Source organism: Paraburkholderia podalyriae, assembly GCF_014397785.1.
GTDB lineage: Bacteria > Pseudomonadota > Gammaproteobacteria > Burkholderiales > Burkholderiaceae > Paraburkholderia > Paraburkholderia podalyriae.
In genome coordinates this window covers 20,667-33,627 of the sequence record NZ_VZQQ01000062.1, presented here as the reverse complement: position 1 = coordinate 33,627, position 12,961 = coordinate 20,667, and the positions used below count along the sequence as shown (strand labels likewise).

General features: G+C 61.6%; 12 protein-coding genes and 1 pseudogene. 5 read left to right on the top strand and 8 right to left on the bottom strand.

The genetic code is table 11. The annotated features are described in order from the left end of the window. Positions 1-250: 250 nt before the first annotated feature. From F6X42_RS35290 to F6X42_RS35255, 8 genes and pseudogenes are all read right to left on the bottom strand, one after another. Positions 251-661, bottom strand: coding sequence for an ExbD/TolR family protein (locus F6X42_RS35290; RefSeq protein ID WP_312892975.1), 411 nt, complete (start codon positions 659-661; stop codon positions 251-253). Positions 662-692: 31 nt separating this feature from the next. Continuing rightward, positions 693-1,304, bottom strand: a complete 612-nt coding sequence (locus F6X42_RS35285; RefSeq protein ID WP_187638582.1) for a MotA/TolQ/ExbB proton channel family protein — start codon at positions 1,302-1,304, stop codon at positions 693-695. A 96-nt stretch (positions 1,305-1,400) separates the two neighbouring features. Continuing rightward, positions 1,401-2,447 (bottom strand): YncE family protein, encoded by a 1,047-nt coding sequence (locus F6X42_RS35280; protein WP_187638581.1) that lies wholly within the window; start codon positions 2,445-2,447, stop codon positions 1,401-1,403. A gap of 53 nt (positions 2,448-2,500) precedes the next feature. Next, positions 2,501-5,323 carry a TonB-dependent receptor gene (locus F6X42_RS35275; protein WP_187638580.1) on the bottom strand — a complete coding sequence of 941 codons (2,823 nt, stop codon included), beginning with the start codon at positions 5,321-5,323 and terminating at the stop codon, positions 2,501-2,503. Positions 5,324-6,368: 1,045 nt separating this feature from the next. After that, positions 6,369-6,614 (bottom strand): annotated as a pseudogene (locus F6X42_RS35270) (IS30 family transposase); the annotation flags it as partial. A gap of 282 nt (positions 6,615-6,896) precedes the next feature. Next, positions 6,897-7,109, bottom strand: a complete 213-nt coding sequence (locus F6X42_RS35265) for a hypothetical protein (protein WP_187638579.1) — start codon at positions 7,107-7,109, stop codon at positions 6,897-6,899. A gap of 19 nt (positions 7,110-7,128) precedes the next feature. Further along, on the bottom strand, positions 7,129-7,656 hold the full coding sequence (locus F6X42_RS35260) for a PaaI family thioesterase (RefSeq protein ID WP_187638578.1): 528 nt from the start codon (positions 7,654-7,656) through the stop codon (positions 7,129-7,131). Between the two features lie 29 nt (positions 7,657-7,685). Continuing rightward, a complete protein-coding gene (locus F6X42_RS35255) occupies positions 7,686-8,297 on the bottom strand; it encodes a TetR/AcrR family transcriptional regulator (RefSeq protein WP_187638577.1) in 612 nt (203 codons plus the stop codon). Between the two features lie 132 nt (positions 8,298-8,429). On the opposite strand from F6X42_RS35255, the gene F6X42_RS35250 reads away from it, so the two are divergent. The 5 genes from F6X42_RS35250 to acuI all read left to right on the top strand — a co-directional run bounded on the left by F6X42_RS35250 (position 8,430) and on the right by acuI (position 12,939). Then, a complete protein-coding gene (locus F6X42_RS35250) occupies positions 8,430-9,512 on the top strand; it encodes an alkene reductase (RefSeq protein ID WP_187638576.1) in 1,083 nt (360 codons plus the stop codon). A gap of 53 nt (positions 9,513-9,565) precedes the next feature. Beyond that, positions 9,566-10,354, top strand: a complete 789-nt coding sequence (locus F6X42_RS35245) for an SDR family NAD(P)-dependent oxidoreductase (RefSeq protein WP_187638575.1) — start codon at positions 9,566-9,568, stop codon at positions 10,352-10,354. Positions 10,355-10,438: 84 nt separating this feature from the next. Next, positions 10,439-11,284 (top strand): alpha/beta fold hydrolase, encoded by an 846-nt coding sequence (locus F6X42_RS35240; protein WP_187638574.1) that lies wholly within the window; start codon positions 10,439-10,441, stop codon positions 11,282-11,284. Positions 11,285-11,339: 55 nt separating this feature from the next. Beyond that, positions 11,340-11,738 carry a helicase gene (locus F6X42_RS35235; RefSeq protein ID WP_187638573.1) on the top strand — a complete coding sequence of 133 codons (399 nt, stop codon included), beginning with the start codon at positions 11,340-11,342 and terminating at the stop codon, positions 11,736-11,738. 214 nt (positions 11,739-11,952) lie between these two features. Then, the gene (gene acuI / locus F6X42_RS35230) at positions 11,953-12,939 is read left to right on the top strand and encodes an acrylyl-CoA reductase (NADPH) (protein WP_187638572.1); all 987 of its coding nucleotides are present in this window, start codon (positions 11,953-11,955) and stop codon (positions 12,937-12,939) included. Positions 12,940-12,961 lie beyond the last annotated feature (22 nt).

Below are 12,961 nucleotides of genomic sequence, written 5' to 3'. Positions count from 1 at the left end.
GCGGCGGGGGCGGAGGCGGTGTAACGGCTTTTACGAACCGCATTTGCATCACGGGCATCGCGGGTGCCGGCTTCGGCGCCGGCACCCGCGTCGACGTCACGGCCGCTATCAGCGTGCCCTCGATCGCAAGAGCAGCGACAATCGCGATAGTCATTGCATTGCCGGCGCGTGGCCGTGACGCCTCGATCGGCCACAGTGCGCCGCGGGGTTTTCCGGAGAGACTCATGTTCATTCCGCTGGACTCCAGAGGCTATTGCGCATCGGTCGCGAGCGCGACTGAACTGATCCCCGCGGAGCGTACCAGATCCATGGTTTTGATGATCGTTTCATATTCGACGCCCTTGTCGCCTGCGATCGTGACATTGACCTGCTTCTTGGTCGCCATGTCCTTCAGGCGCGCAGTCAGTTGCGGCCCAGAGATGTCATTCCGGTCCAGGTGCAATTGGCCGTCCTTTTCCACACCCACGGTCACGGCGACCGTGGAGAGTTGTGCAGCGGTAGACGATTGCGGCAATTCGAGTTTGAGGCCAGTGCCCTGGACCATTCTCAGCATGACCAGCATGAAGAAGACCAGCAGGAACATCATGATGTCGATCATCGGAATGATCTCGATCCGTGGTTTTTCGTCATTGCCAAAGTAGTGAGCCCGATGGTTTCTCACGGTGTTCTCCGGTATGTGAGGTGGTCGCGTTTCACGCGGCAAGCCGCGAGATGAGCATGGACTTGATCATGTCCATCTGCAGAAGAACCATCCGCACCCGCTTGTTCAGATAGTTCAGCGCCACCACGCCGACCAGGGCAATCGTCAGGCCGCAGGCGGTGGCGATCAGCGCGTGGGCAATGCCGCCGGACACAGACATCGGGTCGCTGGTTCCCGACGTGCCCAGAATGTTGAACGAACCGATCATGCCGATGATGGTACCCAGCAGGCCGAGCAACGGCCCAAGTGTTATGGCCGTATCCAGCACCCACAAATTGCGGTCGAGCCTTCTCATCTGGAACATGATGCTTTCTTCCACTTCGCGCTCGAAGTGTTCTGCCGGTTGGCCCCGCGATTCAATTGCGGACTTCATGAGTTCGCTTTGTACCGAACCCTGGTAATGTTGAATGAGTTTCTTGACCTCATCGGCCTTGGCCCGACCTACCTGCTTGAGGTCGTATTCCAGGCTGATGCCGCTGCGCACGGAGGTGCCAAAGAAAATCATGCGCTCAATGATGACGGCGAGCGTGGCCAGAAAGACGAGTGCCATCAGAGGCAATAAGCCAAAAGACTGTTCCGATGAGTCGATAATAGTGCGAAGCATGGTGCTATTCTCTAAGTAATGTCTTGAATGACTCAGCTTCCGGCGGTATCACCGTAGCGATGCCGCGGGTGGTGCGGTTGAGGCAGCGTCTGTACGTTAGTTGCCGGCGCTCTGCGACTTGGGCTGTGCGACCAGCACGTTGAACGTGTCAGGCGCGACGCCGGGACGCGGATGCGGATTGTCAGCTGTCGCAGCCGCGGCCGGCGTGAATTGCGCAGACACCAGGTAGACGCGATGATGGTCGGAATCGAGTGCCATCGACTTCGCGCCTTGCTGCGTCGTCATGTTCTGCAGCACCGTGAAGTGATTCGCGTCGTCTTCATGCACGACGGTCAGCGTGCCATCCTCGCCGTTCGAGCTGAATGCGGTCTTCAGCACAGGGTCGAACGCAGTGGCGTCCGGATGCCCGCCGATGGGCAGCTGGGCGACCTCGCGGCCGGAGTTGGCATCGATCACCATCATGTGCTTGTTGGAACAGACGGTGAAAAGACGCTCGGTCTTCGTGTCGATGGCGAGGCCCGACGGCTCTTCGCAATTCGCGAGCGTCCAGTGGGCGAGCACCTGGTTCGTCTTGCCGTCCATCTCCACGATCTCGCCCTTGTCTTCGACATTGACGAAGATGCGCCCCTGGTTATCGGCCGCCGCAGTTTCGGGCTTGCCGCCGACGGGCATCGTTGCGACGATTTTGCGCGTGACGGGATCGATCGCGCTCACACTCTTGTCGTGGCCGTTGCTGGTATAGAGGCGGCTGAGACCCGGCACATACAGGATGCCGTCCGGATCCGGGCCGCCCGCCTTGATGGTATCGACCGTCTTCAGCGTGTCGAGATCAACCACCGTGATTGTGTCGGCACGGCCGTTGGTAATGAAGCCGAGCCTGAGCTTCTGAACGAATGCGAAACCATGCACTCCGTCGGTGTTCCTGATCTCGCCAACCTGCTTGCCCGTCACGGTATCCATGACCTGCACATGGTTGTCGCGGCTGATGAACAGGTGATGGCGCACCGCGTCGTATGCGACGTAGTCCCAGCGATCGTTGCCGCTCAGCGCGTAGCGTTTCATGAGTTCGAACTGCGTGTGGCCGGCGATCGGTGCAGCGTGCAGCGCGCCGCACAACAGCGTCGACGAAAGACCTACTGCCATTGCTGCTTGCACTAGCGTTTTAAGTTTCATCATTTTCAACCGTTCTAAGAAAGTTATTCGTGGATCGTCACGCCGACCATCACGGTCGGGCCGTAGAACTCGCGCTGGATCGGACGGTCCGGCGAGCCCTCGTAGAACTTCAATGGCGTATTCAGGATGTTGCGCACGTCGAGATACACGCTGACGTCCTTGCGTACCTGATAGCTGCCGCCGAAATCGAGTGAGAAGCGCGCAGCGGTGTAGACATCTGTCGCAGCCGAGCCGCCAACCGCCCACAGGCTCGCGCCGACATAGGAGGCCGACAGACGCATGTCCAGTGGACCACGCTCGTAGAACACGCTGGCGTTATACGTGTTGCGCGGAGCGGACGGCAGCGTGTGATCGTCGCCCGGGCGAATGTCCAGGTGCGAATTAGTCCAGGTCCAGTTCGCGCCTGCGCCCAAGCCGCCCAGGAGTCCCGGCAACTGCGTAAAGTGCTGCTCGTAGTTGGCGGTGAGGCCGCGCACACGTGCCGACGAGACATTGGCGAAGCTTTGCAGCGTGACGGGGCCGGTATACCCCGGGAGATACGGGGAGCCGTTGACGGTCGATACCCGGCCCACGACGTAGTCGCTCATCGACTTGTCGAACACGCCGAGCGAAACAATGCCGCCGTGCGGCAAATACTTCTCGATCTGAAGATCGAAGTTTTGCGAGGTGGTCGGCTTCAGATTCGGGTTTCCGGTGGTCACGGCTCCCGTCCCCGGATCGGCGGAGACTGAAGCGCTGCTCTGGGCAAAGCCCGGACGCGCGATCGTGCTCGAATAGATCGCGCGACCCACCAACGTCGGCGTAAAGTCGTAGCGCAGCTGCAGGGACGGAAACAGGTTGAAGTAGCTGTTTGCCGTCTGGTTCGGCATGACAGCACCAGTAGCCGCGTCGATCAGATTGCCGTCAAAGGTAGCCTGCGTCCATTCACCGCGCAGACCCGCCAGCACGCCCAGGCGGCCCCACCCGAACTGATACTGGCCATACGCGCTGTAGATGTTCTCGTTGATAGCCGAGAACGAGGCGGCGTCCTGCCCCGAGAGACTCATGACGTTGCCGGCGGCGGCGGCAGCACCATAGATGCCTCTCATGTATCCATCGCTGATGGACGGCCCGACGTTGTACATGCCGTTGTAGAAAATGTTCGGGCCGCCGAACACCGCCTGCGACAGCGGGATTCCCACATCCGGCGAGTATGAGTAGTAGTTCGTCTGGCTGGAGAAGGACATTCGACGCAGGCCTGCACCGAACTTGATCTGCTCGTCTTCGGCGCTCGTGAAGTGAGTCGGCAGCGTGTAGTTGACGTTGGCCGACCACTCATTGGTCTTGGTGTACTGCGTCGAGTTGCCAATGCTGTGCAGCGTATAGCCAGAGGGATCCGCCGGGTTCGGACCGGACAGGATCGTTTGCGTCGGGAAGTCATAGCCGGGGTAATACGTTACCGAGCCCGGGGAGCCGTTCCAGAACGCGGTGTTGTAGTCGTACGGTTTGTCGTAGGTACCGCTGGTGAAGCCGGCGCGATAATCGAGCTTGCCGGGGCCGATCCTGTTCTCACCGCCCAGCGCATAGAGTTGCGTTCGCAGTGTCTCCTGCTCGTCGCGCAGTCCCTTCGCATATCCGTTCCCGCTGGCCAATGAATCCGTAATCGTGCCGTCCGGATTCTGGACCGGATTGCCCGCGAAGTTGGTCGCGATATCTTGCCGGTTCACGCTCTCGGTATAGCCGAAGTTGTAGTACTGGAAATACCACTTGTTGTCGGCGTTCGGCTGAAAGTCCAGTTCGCCGCCGTAGCCGAGGCGGTTGCGATGATAGTCGTAGTGACGCTCGTCGATTTGCCCATATGCCTTGTTCGGTAGGCCAGGCTGATCGAGATAGGCCGGTTCGACGTCGTCGACGCCGCGGTGATCCTGGTTGGAGGCCACGGTACCGATGAAGGTAAACGGCGCGTCGGAATACGACGTGAGGCCCGAACCAAGGCCGGCAACGCCGTGCGCGCCGAAGCGCGCACCCACGGTCAACTCGTAATCCTGAATTGTGGTCCCGCGCAGCGTCTCGACACCTGTACCGAGCTTGGCGTCAAGGAACGGCTTGCCGGAAAGAGGCATCTTGCGAGGGGCGATGTCGATCGTGCCGCCAAGCGCATCCGCATCTTGTTCTGGCTTGTTGGTGTTGGTTACGACGATCTGCCCGATCATACCGGCCGGAATCGTGTCGAGCGCGACCGCGCGCCCCCCGTTCTGGGCCGAAGCGGGGTTGGTGGGCGGCAGGTGGATGCCGTCGAACGTGGTGCTGTTCAGGTTGGTATCGAGGCCTCGGATGTTGACGTAGCGGCCTTCGCCGGAGTCCGTTTCGAGCGACACGCCCGGCATACGCGCCGTGGCTTCAGCGGCACTTACGTCGGGCGTCTTGCGGATGTCTTCGGCGGTCCGGATGGTCACCATGTTCGGGGCGTTCTGCTGAGTCGCACGTGCGACGACGTTCGCGGTGCGCTGCGACGTGACGGTCACGTGGTCGAGCGACGGAACGACTGCGTCGACGAGGACGTCGTCGCTCGTGGTGCCGCTCTCACGCACCACCACGGTCCGTTCGACGGCGGGTGAGCGTGCAGGGGTAATGACCAATGTGTATTGGCCCGCCGTAAGCCTGGTAAAACGAAAGGTTCCGTCAGGCGAGGTGGTGGTACTCGTCCCCGTCTCGCGAATCCGAACTTGAGCGCCGGCCAGCGGACGCTTGTCCGCGCTCGACAAAACGTGACCCTGCAAAGTCGCCGTATCTGCGGCATACGCGAGGTTCATCGTCGCGCCGCTCATCACCCCCACCAACAACCCAGCTATATGCCTGTGCGGCATGTTGATTCTCCACTATCTTTGCAAACTTCCTGATCAGTCGCACCTGTTCCAGGTTTCAGGTCAGTAAATATTCCGGCACCCTCGCGAAAACTGGATCACCCGGACTATCCTTGAGGATTGCTGATCGCCCCGATAGTCCGCGTGACTTTCGCCAGTTCGCATCGACGTTGCCGGGATCGATATCGTGCGTCTCGCGTCCGATGCGCTCACCGTCTACGCGGGGAGACGTTTTACGGAACTAGTGTGACGACAGAGTGTCATCGTCGAGCCCAAAGAAAAATATCTCGTCAAATGACGACATATCGAGTCCATCAGAGAGCGCTAGGTAACGCAAGTAAAGTGTGGCTGATTACGACGTTTTTTTGTGACAATGAGATGGGAGCTAAACACAAAATGTATTAACATGTGGCACTCGTTGTCGTCATATGACGACACGTCCTTTCGCCAATGGATGTGAATCGTCGCTGAGAAGGATCGGGCGTGCGCTGTGTTTTCACCGCGCACGCGCTTGGGACAGGAAGGTTTAAATATGCATCTGAAGCGGGCGCGTCATACGCCCGTCGAACTCAGGCTGCGGGGTGCGACTCCGCTGAAAATATGAAGATCGTGATGTTTGCGTAACGCGCGTGTCACTGGCGAAAACTAGAATGCGCGTCTCTGTGCAGTGCGAGGCAGCGGAAAATACTTCAATAGGTAAACATAGACATGATGTTCATCCGTCGATCTCTCATGGCAACTGCGCTAGCGCTTTGTCTGCCTATCCCGCTCGGTGCGTACGGCGAGGCTGGCGCACGAACTCGCATGCCGCATTGGCCGCGGCGCAAACCCTGGTTCATGCCGGCAATCAAGATATCCAGATGAAGGCGGCGGCGAGCGCAACCAACCCGTGGCGTGTTTTTCCAGGCCTGCTTTTTCCGATGAAAGGCGCGTGGAGCACTCATATGTCTGGTTAGAACCCGAAGCGGGTCCGATGACGGACTACCGTAGACGGCCCTCTGCGGGCCTCCGACGACGTCCGCACCCAAGGCCGCTTGCAAGGGCGGATTCAACCGGTCGATGCAATAGTTCTATGGAATCGTTCAGCCGGTGTTTCGTAATCCAGTGTCTTTCGTGGTCGCTCGTTCAGCCTTCGTGCCACGGCGTTGAGTTTAGTCTGTGAGTAGACCGACAGGTCGATGCCTTTCGGAAAGTACTGTCTTAACAGGCCGTTGGTATTTTCATTCGAGCCGTGTTGCCAGGGGTGTTTGGGATCGCAGAAATATACGGCAATGTCGGTGGCGATGGTGAACCGGTACAGTTCGCGGGTCTTCGGGAAGCGGGCCTTGAGGTGCTCGATCTCGGCGGCCAGCGCCGCGTCGGAGGACAGGACGTCACTCATGGGGATTTTACGGATTTGGTTTGCATCCCGTCCTGTTTCTAACGCCCTCTTCCTGTAATTTTGACATTATCCTTATAATGTCAAAGGTAGATTGCGGGGCTGCGATGATCGACGCGTGACACCCAGAATTTCCGCCCGCACAGTTCTCCTCGCCCGTGAAAAACGCCTTGATCGGGCGACGTTGATCATCAGCGCCTAGATCGCGCGACTGGGCGGTTCGTGTTTGAGCGCCGCCAAATCGGTGGAGCGGCGGCAGAACACGGCCATTCGGCTCGGTCGAGCCTGGGAACGCATGATCGAGAACGAAGATTGAAACCAGGCGCTGCTCGTTTTCGAATGGGCAACGCTTTTCGCATTCCACGTCGCCTTGCGCACCGGCGCACAAAAGGCGATGTCAGGCTTGCTCATGAGTACAGCTTGCAGTGAATCAGGGATGGTCGAAGATCAAGCAGGTCGTGGTCGCATGGGCGTACAGCTTGCCATCGGGGCCAACGATGCGGCCCTCGGCCGTGGCTATCTGGCGCCCCGCATGGATCACCTTGCCCTCAGCACGCACCAGTGGCACGCCGTCGTTGAGCGGCCGCACCATGTTCACTTTGAGTTCCAGTGTGGTAAAGCCCTTACCTGCCGGCAAGGTGGCGTGAATCGCGCAGCCGACGGCCGAGTCGAGCAGGGCCGCGAACCAGCCGCCGTGCACAGTGCCCAAGGGGTTGTAGTGCCGGCGTTGCGGCCGCCCCTGGAACACTGCCTCGCCTGATGCCATGTGGATTGGTACGAAGTCGAGCGTCTCGCCTATTGGCGCCGGTGGAAGTTCGCCAGCGAAGATCGCCTGGAAGACTTCCATGCCTGATCGTTCGGCGAGCTGTTCCCGAGGTGCCGCATCAGCTTTTCTCAAGCGGGCGCGCACCGCTGCCTCGTCCGCTTTCCAACGCTCCATGACCTGATCGACACTCATTGACAGTTCCTTTCTGTATAACCCATAGGTCAGCCAGTGGTGTGCTCTGGCAGAGGCGTGCTCGCTGTCGCGGACGGGCTCAGTGACGCGAGAATCTTCTCGCGGCAAGCGGCAAGGATTTCGTCGGCCAGCGGCGAGTCGTCCGGACAGGCGCGCGACATGACAATGGCACCGACCGCGTGTGCCAGTATGTCGAGGGACCTGGCTCGCGCCTGGGCCGTATCGGCGCCGTCAAACTCAGTGCCCTCGGGGCTCAGCGCAGCCAGCAGGCTCTCAATGCCGGCCGCAAACGTGGCCCGAACCGGTTCCGGCTGACGCGCGGCATCCCCGCCCAGTGCGGCCATCGTGCAACCGGTCGCGCGGGTGTCGCGGTGCTCGCGAGAAAGGTAGTACCGCACAAACTCCGGCACGTTGACACCCGCGCTCAGCGCCACCGTCTGCGCGATGCCGCACGCCGCCGATTCCGCCATCAGATCGGCCTTGGAGCGGAACTGCTTGTAAAAGCCGCCGTGGGTGAAGCCGGCGGCGGCCATCAGATCGGCAACGCCAACCCCATCGTAGCCACGCTCCCGAAACAGCTGGGACGCCGTCTCGACCACGTGCTCCCGGTTGGCCTGTGCCTGTGCCTTGGTGATCTTCATTTCTTGACCACAGTGGGTTCATGTCTGCGAAGGCACCATTATACATTGATGTCGATCGTCATCAAAACCTTGACAAGTTAGATTATGATCGTCATCATTGATCTCATTCCCAACCCCAGAAGCTGACGCAACATGACCGACAAGACGCTTTTCGAGCCCTACGCCCTTGGCCGCCTGACACTCGCCAATCGCTTTGTCATGGCACCACTGACCCGCAATCGCGCAGGCGCGGGGCTGGTGCCCAGCGACCTGGCCGCGACCTACTACGCCCAGCGCGCCTCGGCTGGCCTCATCATCACGGAGGCCACTCAGGTGTCAGCCCAGGCCCAGGGCTATCAGGACACCCCGGGCCTGTACACACCCGAGCAAATCGCCGGCTGGCGCAAGGTCACCGAGGCCGTGCATGTCAAGGGGGGACGCATCTTCGCGCAACTCTGGCACGTCGGCCGTGTTTCGCACGTCGATGTCCAGCCTGGCGGCACTGCGCCGGTCGCGCCTTCGGCCATCCGCGCGGAGACGAAAACCTTCGTCAACAATGGCTTTGCCGACGTGTCGCAGCCACGCGCCCTCGAACTCGACGAATTGCCGGGCATCGTTGGCGACTTTCGTCGAGCCGCGGCCAATGCCATGGCCGCCGATTTCGACGGCGTGGAGATCCACGGCGCCAACGGCTATCTGCTGGAGCAGTTCATCAAGGACGGGGCCAATCAGCGCACTGACGCCTACGGCGGCTCGATCGAGAACCGTGCGCGCCTGTTGCTGGAAGTCGTCGCTGCAGTGGTGGAAGAAATCGGCGCCGATTGCACCGGTGTACGCATCTCGCCCGTGTCGCCGGCAAACGGCATCTCGAGCAGCGATCCCCAGCCGCAGTACGACTACATCGCCGGGCAGCTCAGCGCGCTGGGCATCGTCTACCTGCACGTGGTCGAGGGTGCGACCGGCGGCCCGCGCGATGTCGCACCGTTCGACTACGACGCGTTGCGCCGCCGGTTCAGGCAAACCTACCTGGCCAACAACGGCTACGACCTGGAACTCGCTACCGCCAGGCTCAACGAGGGTCAGGCAGACCTGTTCGCCTTCGGCCGTGCATTCATCAGCAACCCCGATCTGGTCGAACGCCTGAAGACCGGCGCACCGCTGGCGCAGCCCGACTTTGCCACGCTCTATGGTGGCGGCGCTGCGGGCTACACCGACTACCCGACCATTGCCGCCTGAGGCGCGCGCTGCTTGCGTTCGCGTCCGAACCACTCTTGTAAAGGAAATAACCCGTGACCTCGCTTCCGACTGTTCTCATCACCGGCGCCTCCTCCGGCATCGGCGCCACTTACGCCGAGCGCTTCGCCGGCCGCGGCCACGACCTCGTGCTGGTTGCACGCGACAAGGCGCGCCTCGATACGCTGGCCGCGCGCCTGCGTGAAGAACGCAATGTGGCCGTCGAAGTGCTGCAGGCCGACCTGACCCAGCCTGGGGATCTGGCCGCGGTCGAGACTCGCCTGCGCGACGACGCTCGCATAGGCATCCTGATCAACAACGCCGGCATGGGTCAGTCGGGTGGCTTCGTGCAGCAGACCGCTGAGGGCATCGAACGCCTGATTACGCTCAACACCACGGCACTGACGCGGCTCGCAGCCGCGGTCGCTCCGCGCTTCGTGCAGTCGGGGACTGGCGCGATCGTCAACCTCGGCTCGGTGGTGGGTTTCGCGCCCGAGCTCGGCATGTCGATCTACGGCGCCACCAAGGCCTTCGTGCTGTTCCTGTCGCAGGGATTGAACCTCGAGTTGTCGCCCAGCGGCGTCTACGTGCAGGCGGTGCTGCCGGCGGCGACCCGCACGGAGATCTGGGAGCGCGCCGGCGTCGACGTCAATACGCTTGCCGAGGTGATGGAGGTCGGCGAACTGGTTGATGCGGCACTGGTCGGCTTCGATCGCCGCGAGCTGGTCACCATCCCGCCGCTGCACGTGGCCGCGCGCTGGGACGCGCTGGATGGCGCGCGTCAAGGGCTCCTGTCGGATATTCGACAAGCGCACGTGGCCGATCGCTATCGGCCGGAAGCCTGACCACTGCGGCTTCTCTCTTACTCGAAAGCCAGGCCATGCCTTATCGACCGACACACGCCGGCTCAGCCCTCAACAGGTAACCCGATGACTGACACCCATATCACCACGCCCACGCGCTTCGCGGATGTCGACGGTACGCTATTCGCCTACCGCCGCTGGGGTAACACCGATTCCTCGCAGCCGCCTTTACTGCTTCTGCAGCACTTTCGCGGCGGCATGGACCATTGGGACCCGTTGATGACGGACGGCCTTGCCGAAGGCCGCGAAGTCATTCTCTACAACGGTCGCGGCATTGCTTCGTCCGGCGGCCAGCCGCGCACCCGCATTGAGGACATGGCCGATGACGCGGCCGCCTTCGTTCGCACGCTGGGCTTGCCGAAGATCGATGTCCTGGGCTTCTCGCTGGGCGGTTTTCAGGCGCTGGATCTGACCTGGCGTCATCCCGAGTTGGTGCGCAAACTGATGCTGCTGGGCACCGGTCCACGTGGTGGCGACCCCGACATGGAGCCGCGCGTGCTGGGCACAGCGGTCAATCCCGTCCCCGTCTTCGAAGACTTTCTCTACCTGTTCTTCGGCCGGTCGGCGCATGCCGGGCAGGCCGCGAGGGAATTCTGGGAACGTCGCCATCAACGCGTCGAACAGGACCCCCCGTCTTCCCCAGAGGTCGCGAAAGCACAGATCGAGGCCAACATGCTGTATCTGCCAAGGCTCTCGGAAGACGATCCATTCGCCTACCTGCGTGGCATCCAGCAGCCCACGTTCATCCTCAACGGCGTCAACGACGTGATGATTCCGACGGTCAACTCGTTCTACATGGCTCGCAACCTGCCGAACGCCCAGTTGTTCATCTACGCGGACTCGGGCCACGCTGCGCAGTTCCAGCACCCGCAGCGTTTTCTTTATCACGTGGAGCGGTTTCTGAGCGAGTGAAGACCACGCCACTTATCGCCCCGGAGTCACGATCCAGTATCCAAAGGCCCTCGCCATGCTCAAGTTCAAGTTCCTGCTGTGGATGTTCACCCAGCTCCTGAAACGACAGATCAGGAACAACCCCGACTGCGCGAAGTACGTCGCGGGCAAGACCCTGGTGTTTCAGATCCGCACGGTGTCCGGCGTCGGTCGCTACTACGTCATTCGCGATGGCGCCATCCGATCCATTGGGGGACTGACGGCGAACCCCCAGTTCACGCTCACTTTCAGAGATGCCGTCAAAGGCTTCGCGATCCTGTCGGCCAGGGAAAGCCAGGCGGCCTTCCTCAGGGGCCTGGGCAACAAGGATCTGATCATTAGCGGCGACTTTCGCGAAGTGATGTGGTTTCAGGGCCTGACGGCATTCCTGCAGCCCCCGAAAGTCGTTTCGCCTTACAACCGCACTGCGTTCTGAGCTGCGCACGAGCGCGCCCTGGCGACCACCGCCACGATGATTGGGGCGGTCGTGCTGGCACGTGCGGTCGACGAAGAACCGCTGTCCAGATCGTTGCTGGAGGCGGCGCTGGAGCACCTCATCCCAGCGGCGGATTGAGTCTCCATCGGCCTTTTTTTATCCCTGAGCATGATGCTCGACATATGAAACCCGTGCCCCCAAAGGAGAAGTGATCATGACATTCAAGGCGCTGCTGGCCACCAGAACCGGCGATGCGATTGCCACCGCCCTGGTTGATTTCGACGAAGCCGATCTGATGCCGGGCGACGTCACCGTCGCGATCGACTATTCGACGGTGAACTACAAGGACGCGATGGCGGTCAGCGGCCGCGCGCCAGTGATCCGCCAGTTCCCGCTGATTCCGGGCATCGACTTTTCGGGCGTCGTAGAGGCTACGTCGCACGCAGGGTTCGCGGTGGGCGACCGCGTTGTCGCCAACGGCTGGGGCCTGAGTCAAACCCACCACGGCGGTTTCGCGCAGAAGGCACGCGTCCCGGGCGACTGGCTGGTCAAGCTGCCTGACGTGTTTTCGACGCACGACGCGATGGCCATCGGCACGGCTGGGTACACCGCGATGCTGTCCGTGCTCGCGTTGGAGCATGCGGGACTGGCGCCGGACAAAGGCGATGTGCTTGTGACCGGGGCCGGCGGTGGGGCCGGGTCCATCGCCATCGCCTTGCTATCCACGCTGGGCTATCGGGTGGTCGCCTCGACCGGGCGGTTGACGGAGACGGACTACCTGCGAGAGCTGGGTGCGGCCGAGGTCATCGACCGTCGCACGCTGTCCGAGCCGGATGCACCGATTGCAAAAGAACGGTGGGCCGGCGCGATCGACTCGGTGGGCAGCCATACGCTGGCCAACGTGCTGGCGCAGACCTCCTACCGCGGTGCGGTGGCGGCCTTCGGGCTCGCGCAGGGCGCTGACCTGCCCGGCTCGGTGTTGCCCTTCATCCTGCGCAACGTGACCCTGGCCGGCATCGACTCGGTCAACGCGCCGCGGGACGTGCGGCTGCAAGCGTGGGCACGTCTGGCCACGGACCTGGACCCCGGAAAGCTCGCACGCGCTACCCAGGTGGTCGGCCTGGCCGAAGTGCCTGGCCTTGCAGGTCCGATACTCCAGGGCCAGGTGCGTGGCCGCACCGTCGTGGACGTCAACGCGTAAAGGCCGAACCCAAGGAATCAAT

Coding starts and splice junctions, on each gene's coding strand:
- F6X42_RS35285 (WP_187638582.1), bottom strand. CDS start 1,304: ATGCTTCGCACTATTATCGACTCATCGGAACAGTCTTTTGGCTTATTG.
- F6X42_RS35280 (WP_187638581.1), bottom strand. CDS start 2,447: ATGGCAGTAGGTCTTTCGTCGACGCTGTTGTGCGGCGCGCTGCACGCT.
- F6X42_RS35275 (WP_187638580.1), bottom strand. CDS start 5,323: ATGCCGCACAGGCATATAGCTGGGTTGTTGGTGGGGGTGATGAGCGGC.
- F6X42_RS35265 (WP_187638579.1), bottom strand. CDS start 7,109: ATGAGCAAGCCTGACATCGCCTTTTGTGCGCCGGTGCGCAAGGCGACG.
- F6X42_RS35260 (WP_187638578.1), bottom strand. CDS start 7,656: ATGAGTGTCGATCAGGTCATGGAGCGTTGGAAAGCGGACGAGGCAGCG.
- F6X42_RS35255 (WP_187638577.1), bottom strand. CDS start 8,297: ATGAAGATCACCAAGGCACAGGCACAGGCCAACCGGGAGCACGTGGTC.
- F6X42_RS35250 (WP_187638576.1), top strand. CDS start 8,430: ATGACCGACAAGACGCTTTTCGAGCCCTACGCCCTTGGCCGCCTGACA.
- F6X42_RS35240 (WP_187638574.1), top strand. CDS start 10,439: ATGACTGACACCCATATCACCACGCCCACGCGCTTCGCGGATGTCGAC.
- F6X42_RS35235 (WP_187638573.1), top strand. CDS start 11,340: ATGCTCAAGTTCAAGTTCCTGCTGTGGATGTTCACCCAGCTCCTGAAA.
- acuI (WP_187638572.1), top strand. CDS start 11,953: ATGACATTCAAGGCGCTGCTGGCCACCAGAACCGGCGATGCGATTGCC.